This window comes from Sinorhizobium saheli, assembly GCF_001651875.1.
Taxonomy (GTDB): domain Bacteria; phylum Pseudomonadota; class Alphaproteobacteria; order Rhizobiales; family Rhizobiaceae; genus Sinorhizobium; species Sinorhizobium saheli.
The window spans coordinates 1-18,505 of record NZ_LNQB01000050.1 but is presented as its reverse complement, the minus strand read 5'-3'; the positions used below and the strand labels follow the sequence as shown (position 1 = coordinate 18,505).

The following is an 18,505-nucleotide window of genomic DNA, read 5'->3' as shown; positions in this document are numbered from 1 at the left end:
ATCAGAGCCCTTTCCGCACGAGCAGGATAGTGCCATCCGCCTGGATCACGGCATCGAATGGCGAAGTGACGACGGTCGAGGTCTCCCTCTCGACGATGACGGCGGGTCCGGCGATCCGGGCACCGGCTGGGAGCGTATCGCGCGGCACGATCGCCGTTTCCAGCTCTTTGCCGGATGCCGGGTCGAAGACCATGCGCATGGCATGGCCGGACGCGGGTTGACCGCCGGCATCGAGGGCGACCTTCTCGCCTTCGGGACGAATGTCCTGCGTCTTGACGGACCAGGTGACGAATTCCACTTCCGGACCCTCGACCGCACGGCCGAAGAATTGCGCGTACCGCTCCTTGAAGGCTTTTTCGATCGCGGTCTTGTCGGCGTCGACAAAGGCGCGGTCTGGCATCGGCACCGGGATTTCCCAGCCCTGGCCGGCATAGCGCATGAAGGCGGTCACTTCACGGGTAATCGCGCCGTCAGTACCGGCGCGCACGAAGCCCTCGGCGGTTGCCTTCAACTGGTCGAGCATCGTGTTGATCGATGCCGCGTCGAATTTCGACAGGCGCATGATCTTGGAGGTGAGCGCCTCATAGCCGAACGGCGCCTTGAGGAAGCCGATCGCCGAGCCGACGCCGGCGCCCCGTGGGATGAGGCAGCGATCGACGCCAAGCTTTTCGCAGAGCCGCGCCGCATGCAGCGGGGCAGCGCCGCCAAACGCGATCATCGTATTGTCGGAAATGTTCTTGCCATGCTCGACGGCGTGTACGCGCGCGGCGTTGGCCATGTTCTCGTCGACGACCTCGACGATGCCGAAGGCTGCCGCCTGTGGCTCGAGGCTGAGCTTGCCGCCGACATCACGCGCGATCGCGGCCCTGGCATTGTCGACCGAAAGCTTGATCTTGCCGCCGGCGAAATTGTCCGCATCGAGCTTGCCGAGCACCAGGTCGGCGTCGGTGATGGCAGGGCGCGCGCCGCCGCGCTGGTAGCAGGCCGGGCCTGGCTCGGAGGCCGCCGATTCCGGGCCTGCCTGGATCCGGCCCATGGCATCCACCCAGGCGATCGATCCGCCGCCGGCGCCGATCTCGATCATCTCGATGACGGGAATGGAGATCGGCATGCCCGACCCCTTGCAGAAACGGTAGGTGCGGGCAACCTCGAAGGTTCGCGCGGTCTGCGGCTCGAAATTTTCGATGAGGCAAACTTTCGCCGTGGTGCCGCCCATGTCGTAGGACACGACACGGTTGAGGTCGAAGCGGCGGGCGATGTCGGCTGCGAAGATCGCGCCACCCGCGGGACCTGACTCGACCAATCGCACCGGGAATTCGGCCGCGGTCTCCACCGAAATGAGGCCGCCGCCGGAATGGATCATGAAGACCGGGCATTGTGCGCCCATCTCCTTGAGGCGCACCTGCAGGCGGGAAAGATAATCAGCCATCTGCGGCCGCACATAGGCATTGGCGCAGACCGTGTTGAAGCGCTCGAACTCCCGCATCTGCGGCGACACTTCCGAGGAGATCGAAATCGGAATACTGAGCTTGCGCGACAGGATTTCCCGCGCCCGCTTTTCATGCGCGGGGTTCATGTAGGAGTGAATGAAGCCGATCGCGATGGCGCCGAAGCTGCCTGTCGCGATGGTCTCGGCGATCGCTTCGAGCGCTGCCTCGTCGAGCGGCTGGAGTTCGCACCCCTGTGCGTCCATGCGCCCCTTGACGGTGAAACGGTCTTCTCGGGGGATCAGCGGCTTGGGCAGCACGAGGCTGAGGTCGTACTGTTCGAAGCGGTTCTCCGTCCGCATTTCGAGCACGTCCCGGAAGCCTTCCGTGGTGACCAGTGCCGTCCGGGCACCGCGGCGCTCGATCAGCGCATTGGTCGCGAGCGTCGTGCCATGGATGACGATGTCGATATCGCCAGGTGCAATGCCGGCGTCCCTGACGACGATCTCGATGCCGTCGAGAATGGCCTGCTCTGGCGCCGCATAGTTTGTCAGCACCTTGGTCGAATAAAGCGTTCCCCCGACATCGAGCGCGATATCGGTGAAGGTGCCGCCGATATCGGCGCCGAGACGGATTTGGTGACGCGACGTCATTCGGGTTCCTTTGCGGCGAGAGCGGCCTGACGCATTTGGCTCAGCGTGCGGCGCGGTGTCAGTGCTTCCGGAGAAATCTCGAGATCGAGGAGGGCGCCGGTCTTCGAGGCACGGGCACGCTCGAAGGCTGCAGCGAAGTCAGCGGTCGTCGCGACACGCTCGGCATGGAAGCCATAGGCTTTCGCGAGCGCCACGAAATCGGGATTGACCATGGTCGTGCCGGAGACACGCTCCGGATAGTGGCGTTCCTGATGTGCGCGGATGGTGCCATAGATGCCGTTGTTCAGGAGCAGGATGATCGGCTGCGCGCCGGCCTGCAGCGCGGTCGCGAGCTCCTGGCAGTTCATCTGAAAATCACCGTCGCCGGCGAAGCAGACGACCGTGCGGTCGGGATATGCCACCCTGGCGGCAATCGCCGCGGGGACACCATAGCCCATGGCGCCGGACTGCGGCGCCAAGAGGCGCGCCTTCGGACCGAACCTGAAGAACTTGTTCGGCCAGACGGTGAAGTTGCCGGCGCCGTTCGTGAGGATGACGTCGTCGGGCAGAATGTCGTTGAGCAGCGCCGTGACCTTGCCCATGTCGACGGGGGACAGCAGGTCGCCCAATTCGAAGCCCTGCAAATAGGCATCGCGACCACGCTTGCGCCATTCCGACCATGGTCCCTTGACCGGTGCCAGAACGCGCAAGGCCTCCGCAAAGGCATTCGGCCCGGCCTGAATGCCGAATGCCGGGCGATAGACCTTGCCGATCTCGAGGTCCGAGCCGTGGACGTGAATGATCGCCTGCTTCGGGCTCGGCACGTCGAAGAGCGTGTAGCCGTCCGTGGAGTTTTCGCCGAACCGATTGTTGATTGCGAGAATGACATCGGCGTCCTTGAGCATGGTCCTGACGGATTCGACCATGCCGACACCGGCTTCGCCGCAGAAGGTCGGCGAATGATTGTCATACTGATCCTGGTAGCGGAAGACAGCGACCACGGGGATATCCGACGCCTCGGCGAATTGCTGCACGCGCGCCATCGCCTCGGGCTTCCAGTTGCAACCGCCATAGAGGATGACGGGGCGCTGGGCGCCGCCGAGCATGTCGTGAAGACGCGCCATGGCGGCCGGGGATGGCGCTGGCTCCGATATGTCGAGCGGGCCTGCCAGCGGCTCGGCATCTGTCAATGAGGTGAGCATATCTTCCGGCAGGGCGATGACCACAGGCCCGGGGCGCCCCGTGACCGCCATCGTCCAGGCCCGGGAAAGGATCTCCGGGATCCGATCGGCGTCATCGATCTCGACGGCCCATTTTGCAACGGTGCCGAAAGCCGCGCGATAATCGACCTCCTGAAAGGCTTCGCGGCCCCGCATGTCGCGGCCGACCTGCCCGACGAAGAGCAGCATGGGCGCGGAGTCCTGCATGGCGGTATGCACGCCGATCGACGCATTTGTGGCCCCCGGTCCGCGCGTCACGAAGCAGATGCCCGGCTGGCCCGTCAGCTTGCCGTAGGCGGCGGCCATGAACGCCGCGCCACCCTCGTTGCGGCACAAGACGTAGTCAAGCCGGCCGACCGTGTCATGCAATGCGTCGAGCACGGCGAGATAACTCTCCCCCGGCACGCCGAAGCTCTTCGTCGCGCCCAGCCCGAGCAGGCACTCGACAATGAGCTTTCCGCCATTCCGCTTCATACTGGTTTTCCTGTTCCATTAGGGTCCATTGGCATGTGACGCCCGGCAAGCAGGGCGGAGCCATGCCGTCCGGCCTTGGCCGGATCATGACGACAGCGGCGATCTATTGCGCGAACCTCACCATCTGGCCGCCGCCCGCGGCTTGGTCGGTCGGCAGGACCTCGACCCGGGCGACGTCGACATAGACCGGCAGCTCGATGGCATTTGCGATGACGGTGGCGATATGCTCGGGCTGGATGGCCCTGTAGCCGTCGTAAAGGACGGCCTGCGCCTGATTGTCGGCGATAGCCGTGCGGTATAGATCGGTCTGGACGCGACCGGGCACGACCTCCGTCACCCGGACCGACGTGCCGAGGAGATCGCAGCGCAGATTGTCGCAAAACAGGCTGAGCCCGGCCTTCGAAGCACCATAGGCACTCATGGAGGGATAGGGCGCCTGGCCGCCGGTGGAGCCGATGAAGATCAGGTGTCCCTTCTTGCGGGTGACCATGCCCGGAAGGACAACGCGGGTGAGATGCATGGGTGCCTTGAGGTTGACATCGATCATGGCATCGATTTCGGCGGGATCGATCTCGTGGAACAGGGCGCGGGTCGACAGGATCCCGGCGTTGTTTACGAGGATGTCGATCTCGACATCCGCAAAACGCGCGGCCAGCGCGGCTGTATCCCGAACATCCGCCTGCACCGTCTTCGCCCCGGACGACGACGCCAGATCTTCAAGGGCGGCTGCATTCCGTCCAACCGCGTAAACGTCAAGGCCCATCTGCCGGAGCCTGAGCACGGTCGCCCGGCCGATGCCGCTCGTCGCCCCTGTGACGACGGCCGTTCTGTAAGCCGTGCCGTCAGACATAGATGTAACCTCCGCTGATCACCACGTTCTCGCCTGTCGCATAGGTATTGCGGCTGCTGGCCATCATGACGATCCATTCGGCCATCTCGACCGGCTCTGCGGCGCGACCGAGGGCACTTGCCTTGGCAAGCTCGGGCAGGAAGCCCAGCTCCTTTGCGCGATCGGTGGCAAAGCCCGCCGGCGCAACGGAGTTCACCAGAATACCGTCGGCCGCGCATTCCTGCGCGAAAGATTTGGTGAGGCTGACAACCGCGGCCTTGGTGGCTGCGTAATGGGCGTTCTGGGGATGCGCCTTGAACGCATCGACCGAGGTGATATTGACGATACGGCCGGCGACTTCGGGCGGGTTCGCAAAGCTGCGCATATGCCGAACGGCCGCCACCATCATATGGTAAGTGCCCTTCACGTTGATTGCATTCTCGAGATCCCATTCCTCGTCGGTGATTTCGAGGATCGGCCTGCGCGGGTAGATGGCCGCACTGTTGACCAGCGCGTGGACCCGGCCAAGCTTGCTTACAATCTCATCAAAGCCGCGATGCGCCGTTTCGGCCCGCGAAATGTCCGCCACTGATGTCGCTACCTCGGCGCCGAGCGCCCGAAGCGCGTCGGAGGAACTCGCCAGGAGCTCTTCGTTGCGGTCGATCAGGCCGATCTTGGCCGCCCCACGCTCCACCATCAGCCTGGCTGTCGTCAGACCCAGCCCCGAGGCCCCGCCAACGATAATAACGGTCTGCTGCTGCATGTCTCGCCTCGCGCCACACGGTTGCGTCATTTAATTTGTATGTTATCACTTATATGCCAAATTTTTTCGGCGACAAGTGGCTTTTTGGAGGCAAGCTTGATTCCGCGCCTGAAAGTCGACGGAGTACGCGAACCGGCCCGCTCCCGGTTCTCTCAATCGGTTGATCGAGTATGGCTTCATGGGCGATATTACCGGTGAAAATCGCTCCCAATGGCAATGTAGAATGATATGTGATATGTGGTAAATCATATGTACAACGGGAGAATTTGTTGTCAGTCATCACGCAACGGGGCAATCTGGCCGAGATTGTCGTCGCCCAGCTTACCGGCCGTATCGACTCCGGTGTCTACCCGCCCGGAGAAAAGATTCCGTCGAGCGCGCAGCTGTGCGAAGAATTCGGCGTCAGCCGAACCGTCATTCGCGAGGCGCTGACGTCGCTGAGGGTTGCCGGTCGGGTCATTTCCCGTCAGGGTGACGGCGTCTACGTGACGGAACGCGACTCCAAGGCGCTCAATTTCGAGATCAGCCGGATCGAAGACATCCGTTCCGCGATGGAAATTCTCGAGCTTCGCCTTGGCGTCGAAATGCAATCCGTGGCGCTTGCCGCGGCACGCCGCACCCCCGAAGCGCTCGCCGATATCGCGCGCGCATTCGATTATCTCGACAATCTTCAAAGCGATGACGCCGAGGTCGAGGCGCGGGCGGATTTCGAATTCCACCTGGCGATCGCCCGGGCAACCCGCAATCCTCATTTTCCGCAGTTTCTCCAGGCCGTCTTCAGCGAGATCAGCTTTGACCTCGTCATGAAACACCGTCAATCGGCGCGGACCTATCAAACCTATCTGAAAAAGATCAACAAGGAACATGCCGCGATCCTCGCGGCCATCACCCAAGGCGATGTAAAATCAGCCAAGAGCGCGTTGGCCGCACATCTCGAAGAGAGCCTCAACAGATATCGTGCGATGCTCGACGAGCCTCAGATTGAGACCGCCGAGTGACGAGTTCCTCCTCCCGCTCCAGTGGGAAAGGGACGTAAGGGCTGTATGGCAATTGAAGTAGCCTGACATCGATATGCCGCAAATCAAAGGCGTTGCAACATCAGTTCGCGCTATCGTTCAGGGGCTATTGGCGGAGTCGAAGACATCCTCTTTGGGCGACGGAGACGATGCGCGAATCATAATCCCGTCTTCCCTGGCTCGGCCGGGATAATCACGACGCGGTTGACAATATCTGACTGAGCGCGCCCAGCTTTCAAGCCGGTGATGTCTTGTCCCGCCAGGTTCGGCAATCTGACGCAGCGCGCCGGTCCGGTGAACCCGGACGACTGCGTCCCTGTGGCCGCCAGACTCTTGATTAGGCGTGCCATTTCCTGTCGACATTTGTTCATACAACAGGCAGAATGGCGACGGCTCATTGGAACTTCAGGATTCGATGAGCATCCGCTAACCCCTTACAATTAGAGCGACGTTCGGAATATGACTTTGCAAAATGCGCTCAAGGTCGGCAATGTGAGCGGCAATAAGGAAACCGGCAGCGCACGCGTCTACAAGAAGCTCCGTGACGACATTCTCCGCGTTCTGATACCGCCTGGCACATCGCTCGACGAGGTCAGCCTCAGCCAGCGGTTCAAACTTTCGCGCTCGCCCATCCGCGAGGCGCTTGTGCGGCTCTCCGGCGAGGGTCTGGTGCAGATTCTTCCGAACCGCAGCATCATCGTTGCTCCCATGGAGTTCGACAAGATGCCGGAATTCCTCGACGCGCTGGACCTGATGCAACGCGTCGTCACCCGGTTCGCGGCGCTTCACCGCACGCCCGACGACCTCGCCAGGATCCGCGCGGCGGAGGAGCAGTACGAGCGTGAAGCCGTCAATGCGATGACCTCCGGCGATTCCATCGGCATGATCGAAAAGAATTTCGAGTTCCACATGGCAATCGCCAGCGCCTGTCGCAACGCCTACTTCGCCGACTCCTATCGTCGGCTGCTGCAGGAGGGCCGAAGACTGTTGTTCTTTCATTTCCAGTACCAGTCACTGGACCCAAATCTGTCGCTGGACGAGTTGGCCAGTTCGCATCGCGCCATGATCGACGCGATCGAAAAGCGGGATGCCGATCGGGCCGAGCGTGAAGCCCATCTGCACGCCGTACAGTTCAGGGGCCGTTTCATGGAGTTCCTGAACCGGAATCTCACCGCCAAGCTGACGCTCAACTATGCGAAGTGATCGTCAGTATCCGAAGTAGGACACCATCAGTTCGATCTGCGAATCGAGCATTCCCGCACCGTAGCGAACCTCGCACCCCCGCGCGGTTGCCGCTTGCAGAAGCGGCGTCTCGCGCGGCTTCATGATAATGTCGGCGACGAGTATGTCCGGCCGCAATTCGGCGACGTCGACCGGCAGCGGATCTGTTTCCGGGTGAAGCCCGCAGGGCGTCGCGTTGACGAGCATGTCGATGCCATCGAGGTTTGGGCTCCCGGCGGTGACGGCCTGGTCCGGGTAGCGGTTCTTTACATCGGCGGCGAGCACTTCCGCACGCTCCGGATCGGCATCGCTGATCCGGATCGACTTGCTGCCGCTCTTCGCCAATCCGAATGCGATCGCCTTGCCTGCGCCGCCGGCGCCGACGAGCAGAACGTCGCGCCCCTCCGCGTCACGCCCCCCATTCAACATGCCGCGCAGGAAGCCGAGGCCATCCATGTTGGTGGCTATCATTCGACCGTCGGGATCACGCCGGATGACATTGGCCGCGCCAAGCTCCTCGGCGGCCCGATCCACTTCATCCGATAACGCGCAGGCCTGCTCCTTATGGGGAACACTGACGACGATGCCGCCCAGATTGCGCGTCCTTTTCAGCGCCTCCCAGCCCATGGCAAAGTCTTCGGGGCTGAAATGCACAGGCACCATGACGGCGTCGATGCCGCGCGCAGCAAACACGGGGTTGATGACCTCGGGCGTGCGAACATGGGCGATCGGATGCGCAAGCATGTAGAAAATCTTCGTGGTGCCGGAAATCATCATCGACGCGCCTTTTCAAATTCGCTGCGGCTCCAGGACCGGGTCCGCTGGCAACATTTTTTGCACATTGTCTATGGAATGTCGACATTAGATATGCAATATTCGCCACGATATCTCAAGAGGATGACGAAGGGAAGTTTCCATGCCGGTTGTACGCGTCGACATGCTGTCAGGCCGCACCTACGAACAGAAGACGGAGATCGCGGAAGTCTTCACGAGGGAACTCGCGCGGATCGCCAAATGCACCGAAGATGACGTGCAGATCGTCTTCAACGAATATGAGAGAAGCAACTGGGCCAAGAACGGCACCATGATCGACGCCAAGACCCGAGCAAAGTAAGCAAATGGCAAACCTGTCGGTGAGTGACGTCACAGTTATCGGCGGCGGCATTGTCGGCGTATGCTCGGCAATTGCCCTCCAGGAAGAAGGCTTCAACGTCGAACTGATCGATCGCGGCCTCGAGACCCAGGCCGCGAGCTATGGCAACTGCGGATTGCTGGCAGTCGGCGAAATCGTCCCGATTTCCAAACCGGGCATCCTGCCGAAGATTCCGAAGTGGCTTTCCGATCCCAAGAGCCCGCTCTTCGTGCGGCCCCAGCACATGATCAGCCAGATGCCCTGGCTGCTGCGCTTCCTATGGGCAGGCCGGCGGAGCAAGGTGCTGGAGATCGTCGAGGGCATGACCCCTCTCCTGTCGCGCGCCGAGCAGGACTATCGCGTATTGCTCGATGCCGCCGGCCTGTCCGACAAGCTGGTCAACAAGCCAAATATCATGGCGTTCAATTCGAAGGCCGACATCGACGGCGACAGCTTTACCTGGAATCTCAGGACCAGCAACGGCTTTCGCCAGAGGTTCCTCGACACCAAGGACCTCAAGGCGGTCGAACCATCGCTGTCCGGACCGATCACCTGCGGCCTGCTGCTTGAACAGTGGCTGCAGTTTTCCGATCCCGGGATCGTGCGCAACAAACTGGCCGAATTCTTCCTTTCGCGCGGCGGTACGCTCAGAACCGGTTCCGTGCGCAATCTTGTCGTCAAGGGCGGCAAGGCCACCGCCATCGCCCTCGAGGGCGGCGAGCAGATCGGCATAAAGCGGATCGTGCTGGCTGCCGGTGCCTGGAGCGGCAAGCTTGCACGGGATATCGGCGTGCGGGTGCCGCTCGCGGCCCTGCAAGGCTACCATCATCAACTGCCCAACCCGAATGTGACAGTCAATCACGCGGTGCTCTATGCCAATGGCGGCTTCGTGCTCACGCCCATGGAAACCGGATTGCGCATCGGCGGCACGATCGAGGTCGCCGGGCTTGATCCAAAGCCCAACTTCGAGCGCGCGAATATCATTGCCGAGAAGGCGAAATTCGTTCTTCCTGGGTTAGACACTTCCGGCGGCAAGCAGTGGATGGGACCCCGCCCCTTCTTGCCCGATACCATGCCGGTCATCGATAAAGCGCCCAATCACGATAATGTCGTCATGGCATTCGGGCATGGCCAAGTCGGCATGACACTCGGAGCCACGACCGGAAGATTGGTTGCCGATCTCGTCGCAGGTCGCAGGCCGACCTTGAACCTCGCTCCATACCGGGCAACACGGTTCTCGTGGAAGTCGAATGTTACGAAGCCGGAAGAGGGTAACGATCTCATTCGATACCCTCCCTACTGATCGCGCTGCCGCCGTCGTCGGAGGCAAGTGGCCGCTACTTGCGCGGCGCGACCAGAGGACCGCAACGCTCGATGGCGATACGCACCGTCTCTGCCGGATCGCGCTCCCACCAGTCGATCTCGGAGAACAGCTCCAGTTCGAACGGGCCGTCATAGCCGATATCGTCCAGCCAGCCGCGAATGCGCGGCAGGTCGATGACGCCATCGCCGACCATGCCGCGGTCACGCAGGTTCCGGGTTGGTACCAGCCAATCGCAATAGTGGAAGGTCTGGATCCGCTTCGGCCCTGCCCGTCGCAATTCCCGCTCGAATGCAGGATCCCACCAGCAATGATAGACGTCAGCGACGAGGCTGGTCGCCTCATCTCCCAACGCGTCGATCGTGTCATTGCATTCCGTGATGAGGTTCATCGCGCTGCGGTCGCCGCAATACATCGGGTGCAGCGGCTCCAACCCGAGCTTGACCCCGACAGAGCGGGCATAGGGCGCGAGCTCGACCAATGCATCGTGGATGCGGGCTCGCTGGGCGCCGAGGTCCTTGCTGCCCGCTGGCAGGCCGCCGACCACCATGACAACGCAGGGTGCTCCAATCGCCGCAGCCTGATCCAGTATGCGCTTGTTGGTATCGATCGCGGCGCGCAGCCGCGCCGGATCAGTTTCGTTCACCCAGGCACTGGTGCAAAGAGACGCGACCCACATTCCGGCGTCCCGCAAATGCCGGGCGGTCGCCTCGACCCCATGGTCATCGAGGAAATTGCGCCAGACCGCAATGCCGGGAATGCCCTGGGAGACATAGCCCTCAATGGCTTGCGGCATCGACCATTTGGGCGTGGTGATCTGGTTGATCGCGAACCGCGAGAGATCGTAGCCGGACATCATGCTGCTGCCTGGCGACGGGCGGCGGTCTTCACCTCATCGATCGACGAGCCGTCTGCAGTGAAGACGATGCCGTGGTGTGCCTCGGCATAGGCCGGGCTGATCTTGCCATTGGTGAGATCGTCGCGAATGAGCTCGAGCGGGCGCTTCAGCGGATCGCCGTAGCCACCGCCACCCGCCTGTTCATGGCGGACCACGACATTCTTGCCGATGGTGCGGGTGATCTTGGCGGGCAGCACGATGTTCTCGCCGTCCGGATCGAGGATATTGACGCATTTGGCCGCCGGCTTCCCGCCGAACAGTCCGAAAGGCGCGTGATCGTGTCGGTCGGCGCGGATTTGCAGCACCGCTTCCTCGGCGAGCAGGCGATATTGGCGAATGAGGCCGAGGCCACCGCGAAATTCGCCGGCGCCGCAGGAATCGGGCCGCAGGCTATATTCGTCCATCATCATCGGATAGCGGACTTCAAGCGTCTCGACCGGCAGATTGGACATGTTCTGCGAGGGATTGGTGACACCCTCGACGCCATCCTTGTTCCAGCGTCCACCCCAGGCGCCGTTGATCATGTCGACGAGCACGAAGGGTTCGCGCGTCTCCTTGTCCCAACCGCCGAAGGCGAGAACCGTATTGCCGCCCTCGCCTGCCGCCATGACCTTCTTCGGTGCGATCTGCGACAAAGCGCCGAGCACGGTATCGACCACGCGATAGCCGGTCAGAGCGCGGGCTGCGACAGCGGCCGGCATCTGCGGATTGAGGATCGATCCTTCCGGCGCGGTAATGGTTATGCAACGGTAGACGCCGGCGTTGTTCGGAACTTCGGCATCGAGCGCGCAGCGCACCGACAGATAGGTCGCCGACTTGACGAAGGAAAGCGTCGAATTGATCGCGCCCTTCACCTGAGGCGACGATCCGGCGAAATCGACGTCGAGGTGATCGCCCTTTACCGTCAGCTTGACGCGGATCGGAATGGCATCGGTCGAGAAGCCGTCACCGTCGATGAAATCCTCGAAGCTGTATTCGCCATCCGGCCAGGAGCGGATCGCCGCACGTGTGAGTTGTTCGCCATAGTCGATCAGGTCGTCGAAATAGCTGTCGAGTTCATCGGCGCCATAGCGCTCGATCAGGCGCAGGAGCTCGCGCTCGCCGAGATTGCAGGTGGCGAACTGGGCTTCGAGGTCGCCGAAGACCAGTTCCGGCAGCCGCACGTTCTTTTCGATGATCCGCATCAGCGTGTCGTTGAGCACGCCCTTGCTGTAAAGCTTCATCGGGGCGATGCGCAGGCCTTCCTGATAGATCTCGGTGGAATCGGCCGCATTGGAGCCGGGCACGCGGCCACCGACATCGCAATGGTGGGCGATCACCACCGAGAAGCCGCGCAGGCTGCTGTCGCTGTGGAAGATAGGCCGGATCATAAAAATGTCCGGCAGGTGCATGCCGCCTTCATAGGGATCGTTGAAGATGATGACATCGCCCTCGGCGAGATCATCGGCGTAGCGCTCCATGATCACGGCCATGGCGTCCGGCACGGCGCCGAGATGGAGGGCAACGGTTTTTGCCTGGGAAAGAATACGGCCGTGCTTGTCGCAAAGCGTCACCGAGTAATCGAGCACGTCGCGGACGATCGGCGATCGCGCGGTCCGCATGACGGCAAAGGCCATGTCGTCGACGATGGTGTCGAGCGCGTTCTTGATGACGGCAAAGGTGATGGGATCATTTGTCTTCTGGGCCATGGGAAGCTCCTTGGATGGATTAAGCCAACGGGTGTCAGGCAAGCGTGGCGACGACGTTGCCGAAGGCATCGAGGTCTGCCTTGGCACCCGGCGGAACAACGATCGTGGTGTCGGGGCTCTGGATGATCAGCGGTCCGACCGCACCACCGCGGAACGTGGCGCGTTGATGGATCGGCGTGTCGATCCAGCCGTCCTTGCGTGAGAAATAGACCTTGCGGGTCGTCACGTCAGCCGGGCCGTTCTCTGGCTCATGCGCCGTGAATGCCAGGAGATTGCCGCTGTTGCCGCCGGCATTGAGCCGGATGTTGACGATCTCGACGCTGTCGTCGGAGGCATAACCGTAGATCGCCTTGTAGGCCTCACGGAACGCCGCACGTAGGCTCGCGCGGTCATTTTCGGTCACCGTATCGGGAAGCGCGATCGGAATCTCGAAATCCTGGCCCTTGAAACGCAGGTCCGCCTCGAAGCTGCACTCGATCTGGTCGTCCGTATAGCCCTCTTCCGCCAGCGAAGCGTAAGCCTCGGCGCGCATCTCCTTGAGGAGCGCGTTGACCTCGGCGACCGGCAACTGGTCGAGCCTGCCGTGGAGGCTACGCAGGAAGTAGCGCTCGACCTTGGCCGCCAGCATCCCCGTTGCGGTGAAGACGCCCGGCGAGCGCGGGAAGATGACGCGGGAGATGCCGAGCGTGCGGGCGAGATCGCAGGCATGCACCGGGCCTGAGCCGCCGAAGGCAAGGATGGCGAAGTCGCGCGGATCGACGCCGCGCTCAACCGTCACCGCCTTGATGGTGCGGGCCATGTTGATGTTGACCACTTCGCGGATGCCAAAGGCGGCATCTTCGATCGATAGCTTCAGCGGGTCGGCGAGGTCGCGCCCGATGGCGGCGCGGGCGCCGTCGACGTCGAGCTTCATGCTGCCGCCGGCCAGCGCCGCCGGCAGGAAGCCGAGCACCACATTGGCGTCGGTGACGGTCGGCGAATTGCCACCGATGCCGTAGCATACCGGACCCGGATCGGCGCCAGCCGAAAGCGGGCCGACATGCAGCAGGCCACCTTCGTCGATGCGGGCGATGGAGCCGGCCCCACTGCCGACCTCGGCCACGTCGACCGTGGGAACACGCATCAGGTAGCCGCCCGCCTTGATGAAGCGGCTCGGCGTGGAAATGCCGGCGCGGAATTCATATTCGTTGGCGCGCGACAGCTCGCCCTTGTGGATCAACGAGGCGGAGGCCGTCGTGCCGCCCATATCGAAGACGACGAGATCCTTCTCGCCCGCCACCTCGCCCAGCCGGCCGGCGCCGACCACGCCGGCGGAACGCCCGGACGAGATGAAGAAGACAGGCTTTTCCTGAGCCATGCGGGCGCTAGAAAGCCCGCCGTTGGAGTTGCTGATCAGGAGCGGCGCGGAGACGCCGATTTCGCGAAGGCCGTTTTCGAGACGTTGGAAATAGGCGCGCAGTGACGGCAGCACATAGGCGTTCACCGCGGTGGTCGAGGTTCGCTCATATTCGCGGATTTCGGGCAGCACCGAGACCGACGCCGTCACCCACATGTCGGGAAAATGCGCGCGCATGATCTCCAGCACCCGGTTTTCGTTCTCGGGATTGCGGTAGGAATTGATGAAGCACACCGCGACGGACTCGACGCCCTCGGCCTCGAAAAAGCGGCCGATCTCGATCACTTCCTGCTCGTTCACCCCCTTAAGGATGCGACCATCGGCGGTCGAGCGCTCGTCCACTTCCATGCGGTAACGGCGGCCGATCAAAGGCACGGCCTTTTCCCAGCTCAGATCGAACATAGTCGGCGTCCGGACGCGTCCGATTTCCAGCACATCGCGGAAGCCCTTGGTGGTGATTAGGCCGGTTTTCGCACCGACCTTCTGCAGCAGCGTGTTCGAGCCGACGGTCGTGCCATGCACCACTTCCGCTACCTTGGAAACCGAAACGCCCGCGGTCTCGGTGATCTGGCGGATGCCGGTCAACACCGCTTCCTCGGGCTTGGCCGGCGTCGAAGGCACCTTGGTGAAGAACGTCTCACCGCCATCGCCGAAGAGAACCAGATCGGTGAACGTTCCGCCGATATCCACGCCGATGCGTGCACTGTTCATTGCTGCCTCCTGCGCGTCAGCGCTTCTGAAAGATCGAAGATGCGGTTCTGCCGGGAAAGCCGGCCGGCTGCGCATCAGGCGTTGACCGGCTGCCTCGTTCCCGTTATAGAACTAATTAGTTTAATAGTGACGTTGCTAACGAACAGGAGGCTTCCGGTCAACCGAAATCTTGCGCGACCGCTCATTTTTTCTTTTGATTACAGCAACTTGCGAAAGGGGCCCCGCCTGCCGCGAGCCCTTACACTTGCGGACTTGCGATCCAGCAGATCTTTGCTAGGGATAGCCAGAGCCCACCGGGCGGGCATCGCGTGACAGACCAAGAGGCGGCAGTGAAGAAACGCATCCGCAATCCCGAGCAGACCAAGAGCCGCATCATTGAATTTGCGATCGAGGAATTCACCGAACGGGGCCTCGACGGGGCGCGCATCGATGCCATCGCCGAACAGTCCGGGACCAACAAGAGCCTGATCTACAAGTATTTCAACAGCAAGGAAGACCTCTATACCGCGAGCCTGGCGAGGACCTATGAGAAGCTGCGCGCCTCCCAGCACGAGATCGATCTCGATGATCCCGACCCGCTCGTCTGCATAGAGCAACTGGTCGAGCGCACATTCGACACCTTCGCCAACAACCCCCGTATCGTGCGGATGCTGACCCATGAGAACGTGCTCAACGCCCGCTTCCTGAAAGAGACGCTTTCGGTAAAGCTGCTCTATACGCCGCTGCTGGAAAAGATGGAGAAGGTCGTCCGCAGCGGTCAGGAGCAAGGGCTGTTCCGGCCCGATATTGACCTCAAGCACCTTTACATCTCGATCTCGGCGCTCGGCTATTTCTATTTTTCGAACATGCACACGCTGGGCATCGTCCTGGAGAAGGACCTCGCAAAGTCGGACGCGGTCGCAACCCAGAGACGGATGGCCGTCGAGATGACGATCGGCTATCTCCGCAAGCCGGGGGCATAGAGCTGGAGCACCGAAAAATCCCATGCCCGAGGGCATGGGACGAGTGCTGCCTTGGGAGCCAATCAGTCCAGAAGATGCACCTGGGGTCCCCAGGTGTCCGACAGCGCAAAACCCTTGGTGAAGGGATCGTGGTCGACTAGCCGCAATTCCTGCTTGCCATAGACGAAGCCTTGGCCGGTGATGCGTGGAATGACCGCCTTGCGGCCGCCCACTTCGGTTTCCTCCAGTGCCTGGACATGGAATTCCCCGCCGATGATCGAGCGAGAGACTTTCGTGTCTCCGACCGCAATCAGACCACGCGCGTGAAGGCTTGCAAGATTGGCCGAGCTGCCGGTGCCGCAGGGCGAGCGGTCGACGCGGCCAGGTTTCAGCGTCGTGCAGGTTCGGACCGCGCCATCCGGCTCCTGAGAACGGAACATCACATAGGCGATCTCGTCGACGCCCGACAACGTCGGATGCTGAACCTTGACCTGCTCCCCCAGCAGAGCCTTCAACTCAATGCCGGTCTCGGCAAGCGCGCGGGCATTGTGCGGCTCGATGCTCAATCCAACCTGCTCGACGTCAACCAGACCATAATAGACGCCGCCGAAGCAGATGTCGGCCTTGATCCGGCCCCAGCGGGGTGTCTCGACCTCCTGGTCGAGAACTTCCGCAAAGGCCGGGACATTGTCGATGCTGACCGACAGGCAGCGGCCGTTTGCGCAACGCGCCCGCGCCGTGACCAGTCCTGCCGGCATATCGAGACGAACAATCGTTTCCGGCTCGACCATAGGGACGCGGCCGCTTTCGAGCAGCGCGGTGACGACGCAGATGCAGTTCGAACCCGACATTGCGTGGGCGCGATCGGCCTGCAGCACGATGAAGCCGGCATCCGCATCAGGGCGGGTTGGCTCCAGCAACAGATTGACGGTCATGGCGACATTGGCGCGCGGCTCGAAGGTTACGAAACGGCGCAGGCTGTCGTCGACATTGTTGATGTAGTTCATCTTGTCCAATGCGGTTGCCCCCGGAATTTCCGGTGCGCCGGCGACGAGAACGTTACCGATTTCTCCCTCGCAATGAACCTGGAGAATCTCAAGCTTACGGTCGAATATCATATGGCCTCTCATTTGCGGGCACGCGGGCCCGACTGTTCTAATTTAGTGTCCTTCAGGCGGTCCGTTCTCAATCGCCGTAGGGCAGATAGGATCGTCTCTCGACCTCGGGGAAGCGTTCGCCCGTGCGGACGAATTTGGTGTGCTCGCGGATTGGGTCGGGATAGTGCTCCCAGTCGCGCAGCTTGCCCTTCTGCATGGCACGATTGACGAATTGGCGGACGCGTTGACTGCGCATCACGTCCTGCTTCAGACCCGCCAGATCCCAGGTTTTTCGCACCCCGGCCAGTAGCGCCTCCACCGTTTCCCGCCATTCAGTCTCGTCGGCCAGATTGCGCGTCTCCCCCGGATCGCGCGCGAGGTCGTAAAGCTGCAGCGGATAGGCTTCGGAGACGACGAGTTTATGTGGGCCGCGCCGGAGCATCACGCGGGGCGCATTGGTGCCACCATCGAGATGTTCGGCATAGACCGTCCGGTCCGGCCTGTCCTCGCTCATCAGGGATAAAAGGCTGCCGCCCTCGTGATCGGTGACGATCGCATCCAGCGAACCGGTGGCGAGCTCGACCAATGTCGGCAGGACATCGACCAGAGAAACCGGCGCGGCGATGCGCTTGCGGCCCTGCCGCCGCGGATCATAGAGCACCAGCGGCACGCGGATTGCCGGGTCGAAGAGGTTCTTCTTGAACCACAGGCCGCGCTCACCGATCATGTCGCCGTGGTCGGAGGTGAAGATGATCACCGTATTGTCGGCAATGCCGGCGTCTTCCAGCGTTTGCCTGAGTTCGCCGAGCTTGCGATCAATGTAGCTGATCATGCCGTAATAGCCGCGCCGAGCCCGGCGGTAGATCGCATCAGTGACCTCGAACTTGTCGAGGCTGTAGTGGAAATAGAGCGAACGGCTGTGCGGATCCATTGCCTCCAGCGGGATCGCTGGTGTCCGTGGCGCATCGATCGCTTCGTCCGTATAGAGATCCCAGTAGTCGCGCGTGATCACATAGGGATCGTGCGGCTGGGTGAAGGACACGGTCATGAACAGCGGCCGCCCATCGCCGTAGCGTCGCCAGTCATAGATATGCTGGATCGCACGGCGGGCGACCTCGTCATCATAGTCGATCTGCTGCGAGCGCGCGAGCGGCCCGGCATCGGCGATCGTTTCGACGCTGGAGACGCCAAAGGGGACCGCGCCTGTGGCCTTGAGTTCTTCCGCCTCCAGTTCGTCATAGGTCTTCGGCGGAACCCAGCTGAAGTCGGCCGGATAGATTTCCGTTGTCAGACGATCTTCATAGCCATGATGCTGGTCGGGCCCGACGAAATGCATCTTGCCCGATATGCAAGTATAGTAACCCGCATCGCGCAGATAGTGCGCAAGCGTCGGCACGGAGGCGGGAAATTCGGAGGCGTTGTCGAACGCGCCGATCCGCGACGGCAGACGGCCGGTCATCAGGGCAAACCGGGACGGGGCGCAGAGCGGATAGTTGCAATAGGCATTGTCGAATACCGAACCCTGCCCGGCCAGTCGGTCGATATTGGGCGTCCTGCATACCCGATTGCCATAAATGGACAGGGCAATCGCGGTCATCTGGTCGGCCATGACGAGCAGAATATTCGGCTTTTCGGAGATCGATTGCACGTCCGCGCCTCCTAGCAGGCTGCTGAAAATCGTGTTGCGTTACCGCAAGCCATCGCGGTTGGTGCGATTTTTTGGCGGATTTCGGCAGGAT

At 61.9% G+C, this 18,505-nt stretch carries 15 protein-coding genes; 5 read left to right on the top strand and 10 right to left on the bottom strand.

The window, feature by feature from the left end:
• Nucleotide 1: 1 nt before the first annotated feature.
• The 4 genes from ATB98_RS02895 to ATB98_RS02880 form a co-directional block, all read right to left on the bottom strand.
• Entirely contained in the window at nucleotides 2-2,080 is a 2,079-nt protein-coding gene (locus ATB98_RS02895) for a hydantoinase/oxoprolinase family protein (RefSeq protein ID WP_066868752.1), read from the bottom strand.
• Nucleotides 2,077-3,753, bottom strand: coding sequence for a thiamine pyrophosphate-dependent enzyme (locus tag ATB98_RS02890; RefSeq protein ID WP_066868750.1), 1,677 nt, complete (start codon nucleotides 3,751-3,753; stop codon nucleotides 2,077-2,079). Before ATB98_RS02890 ends, ATB98_RS02895 begins: the two co-directional genes overlap by 4 nt.
• Before the next feature lie 103 nt (nucleotides 3,754-3,856).
• The gene (locus ATB98_RS02885; protein WP_066868748.1) at nucleotides 3,857-4,603 is read right to left on the bottom strand and encodes an SDR family oxidoreductase; all 747 of its coding nucleotides are present in this window, start codon (nucleotides 4,601-4,603) and stop codon (nucleotides 3,857-3,859) included.
• Complete coding sequence (locus ATB98_RS02880; protein WP_066868746.1) at nucleotides 4,596-5,345, bottom strand: SDR family NAD(P)-dependent oxidoreductase; 750 nt, start codon at nucleotides 5,343-5,345, stop codon at nucleotides 4,596-4,598. The genes ATB98_RS02885 and ATB98_RS02880 overlap by 8 nt, the downstream gene beginning before the upstream one ends.
• Before the next feature lie 269 nt (nucleotides 5,346-5,614).
• On the opposite strand from ATB98_RS02880, the gene ATB98_RS02875 reads away from it, so the two are divergent.
• Both ATB98_RS02875 and ATB98_RS02870 read left to right on the top strand, forming a co-directional pair.
• On the top strand, nucleotides 5,615-6,343 hold the full coding sequence (locus ATB98_RS02875; protein WP_066868744.1) for a FadR/GntR family transcriptional regulator: 729 nt from the start codon (nucleotides 5,615-5,617) through the stop codon (nucleotides 6,341-6,343).
• Nucleotides 6,344-6,820: 477 nt separating this feature from the next.
• The gene (locus ATB98_RS02870) at nucleotides 6,821-7,564 is read left to right on the top strand and encodes a GntR family transcriptional regulator (protein ID WP_066868742.1); all 744 of its coding nucleotides are present in this window, start codon (nucleotides 6,821-6,823) and stop codon (nucleotides 7,562-7,564) included.
• Nucleotides 7,565-7,567: 3 nt separating this feature from the next.
• Here the strand turns inward: ATB98_RS02870 and ATB98_RS02865 are convergent, their stop codons facing one another.
• The gene (locus ATB98_RS02865; protein ID WP_066868740.1) at nucleotides 7,568-8,359 is read right to left on the bottom strand and encodes a shikimate dehydrogenase family protein; all 792 of its coding nucleotides are present in this window, start codon (nucleotides 8,357-8,359) and stop codon (nucleotides 7,568-7,570) included.
• Nucleotides 8,360-8,498: 139 nt separating this feature from the next.
• Here ATB98_RS02865 and ATB98_RS02860 point away from each other — a divergent pair, with 139 nt between their 5' ends.
• Complete coding sequence (locus ATB98_RS02860; RefSeq protein ID WP_066868738.1) at nucleotides 8,499-8,696, top strand: tautomerase family protein; 198 nt, start codon at nucleotides 8,499-8,501, stop codon at nucleotides 8,694-8,696.
• A gap of 19 nt (nucleotides 8,697-8,715) precedes the next feature.
• The gene (locus ATB98_RS02855) at nucleotides 8,716-10,017 is read left to right on the top strand and encodes an NAD(P)/FAD-dependent oxidoreductase (RefSeq protein WP_084435256.1); all 1,302 of its coding nucleotides are present in this window, start codon (nucleotides 8,716-8,718) and stop codon (nucleotides 10,015-10,017) included.
• 34 nt (nucleotides 10,018-10,051) lie between these two features.
• Here ATB98_RS02855 and ATB98_RS02850 read toward each other — a convergent pair whose 3' ends face one another.
• Genes ATB98_RS02850 through ATB98_RS02840 form a run of 3 tightly spaced genes read right to left on the bottom strand, consistent with a single transcriptional unit; the run spans nucleotide 10,052 to nucleotide 14,728 of the window.
• The gene (locus ATB98_RS02850) at nucleotides 10,052-10,891 is read right to left on the bottom strand and encodes a sugar phosphate isomerase/epimerase family protein (RefSeq protein ID WP_066868734.1); all 840 of its coding nucleotides are present in this window, start codon (nucleotides 10,889-10,891) and stop codon (nucleotides 10,052-10,054) included.
• Complete coding sequence (locus ATB98_RS02845; protein WP_066868732.1) at nucleotides 10,891-12,621, bottom strand: hydantoinase B/oxoprolinase family protein; 1,731 nt, start codon at nucleotides 12,619-12,621, stop codon at nucleotides 10,891-10,893. Before ATB98_RS02845 ends, ATB98_RS02850 begins: the two co-directional genes overlap by 1 nt.
• Nucleotides 12,622-12,655: 34 nt before the next feature.
• Nucleotides 12,656-14,728, bottom strand: a complete 2,073-nt coding sequence (locus ATB98_RS02840; protein WP_066868730.1) for a hydantoinase/oxoprolinase family protein — start codon at nucleotides 14,726-14,728, stop codon at nucleotides 12,656-12,658.
• Nucleotides 14,729-15,057: 329 nt separating this feature from the next.
• Here ATB98_RS02840 and ATB98_RS02835 point away from each other — a divergent pair, with 329 nt between their 5' ends.
• The gene (locus ATB98_RS02835) at nucleotides 15,058-15,690 is read left to right on the top strand and encodes a TetR family transcriptional regulator (RefSeq protein WP_234781853.1); all 633 of its coding nucleotides are present in this window, start codon (nucleotides 15,058-15,060) and stop codon (nucleotides 15,688-15,690) included.
• A gap of 62 nt (nucleotides 15,691-15,752) precedes the next feature.
• On the opposite strand, the gene ATB98_RS02830 is transcribed toward ATB98_RS02835, so the two are convergent.
• Complete coding sequence (locus tag ATB98_RS02830; RefSeq protein WP_066868726.1) at nucleotides 15,753-16,787, bottom strand: proline racemase family protein; 1,035 nt, start codon at nucleotides 16,785-16,787, stop codon at nucleotides 15,753-15,755.
• 67 nt (nucleotides 16,788-16,854) lie between these two features.
• Nucleotides 16,855-18,414 carry a choline-sulfatase gene (gene betC, locus ATB98_RS02825; RefSeq protein WP_084435248.1) on the bottom strand — a complete coding sequence of 520 codons (1,560 nt, stop codon included), beginning with the start codon at nucleotides 18,412-18,414 and terminating at the stop codon, nucleotides 16,855-16,857.
• Between the last annotated feature and the right edge of the window lie 91 nt (nucleotides 18,415-18,505).

Excerpts from the sequence above, each read along its gene's own strand:
- ATB98_RS02870 (WP_066868742.1), top strand. The coding sequence starts at position 6,821 with ATGACTTTGCAAAATGCGCTCAAGGTCGGCAATGTGAGCGGCAATAAG.
- ATB98_RS02850 (WP_066868734.1), bottom strand. The coding sequence starts at position 10,891 with ATGTCCGGCTACGATCTCTCGCGGTTCGCGATCAACCAGATCACCACG.
- ATB98_RS02895 (WP_066868752.1), bottom strand. The coding sequence starts at position 2,080 with ATGACGTCGCGTCACCAAATCCGTCTCGGCGCCGATATCGGCGGCACC.
- ATB98_RS02830 (WP_066868726.1), bottom strand. The coding sequence starts at position 16,787 with ATGATATTCGACCGTAAGCTTGAGATTCTCCAGGTTCATTGCGAGGGA.
- ATB98_RS02860 (WP_066868738.1), top strand. The coding sequence starts at position 8,499 with ATGCCGGTTGTACGCGTCGACATGCTGTCAGGCCGCACCTACGAACAG.
- ATB98_RS02880 (WP_066868746.1), bottom strand. The coding sequence starts at position 5,345 with ATGCAGCAGCAGACCGTTATTATCGTTGGCGGGGCCTCGGGGCTGGGT.
- ATB98_RS02845 (WP_066868732.1), bottom strand. The coding sequence starts at position 12,621 with ATGGCCCAGAAGACAAATGATCCCATCACCTTTGCCGTCATCAAGAAC.
- ATB98_RS02840 (WP_066868730.1), bottom strand. The coding sequence starts at position 14,728 with ATGAACAGTGCACGCATCGGCGTGGATATCGGCGGAACGTTCACCGAT.
- ATB98_RS02890 (WP_066868750.1), bottom strand. The coding sequence starts at position 3,753 with ATGAAGCGGAATGGCGGAAAGCTCATTGTCGAGTGCCTGCTCGGGCTG.
- ATB98_RS02885 (WP_066868748.1), bottom strand. The coding sequence starts at position 4,603 with ATGTCTGACGGCACGGCTTACAGAACGGCCGTCGTCACAGGGGCGACG.
- ATB98_RS02865 (WP_066868740.1), bottom strand. The coding sequence starts at position 8,359 with ATGATGATTTCCGGCACCACGAAGATTTTCTACATGCTTGCGCATCCG.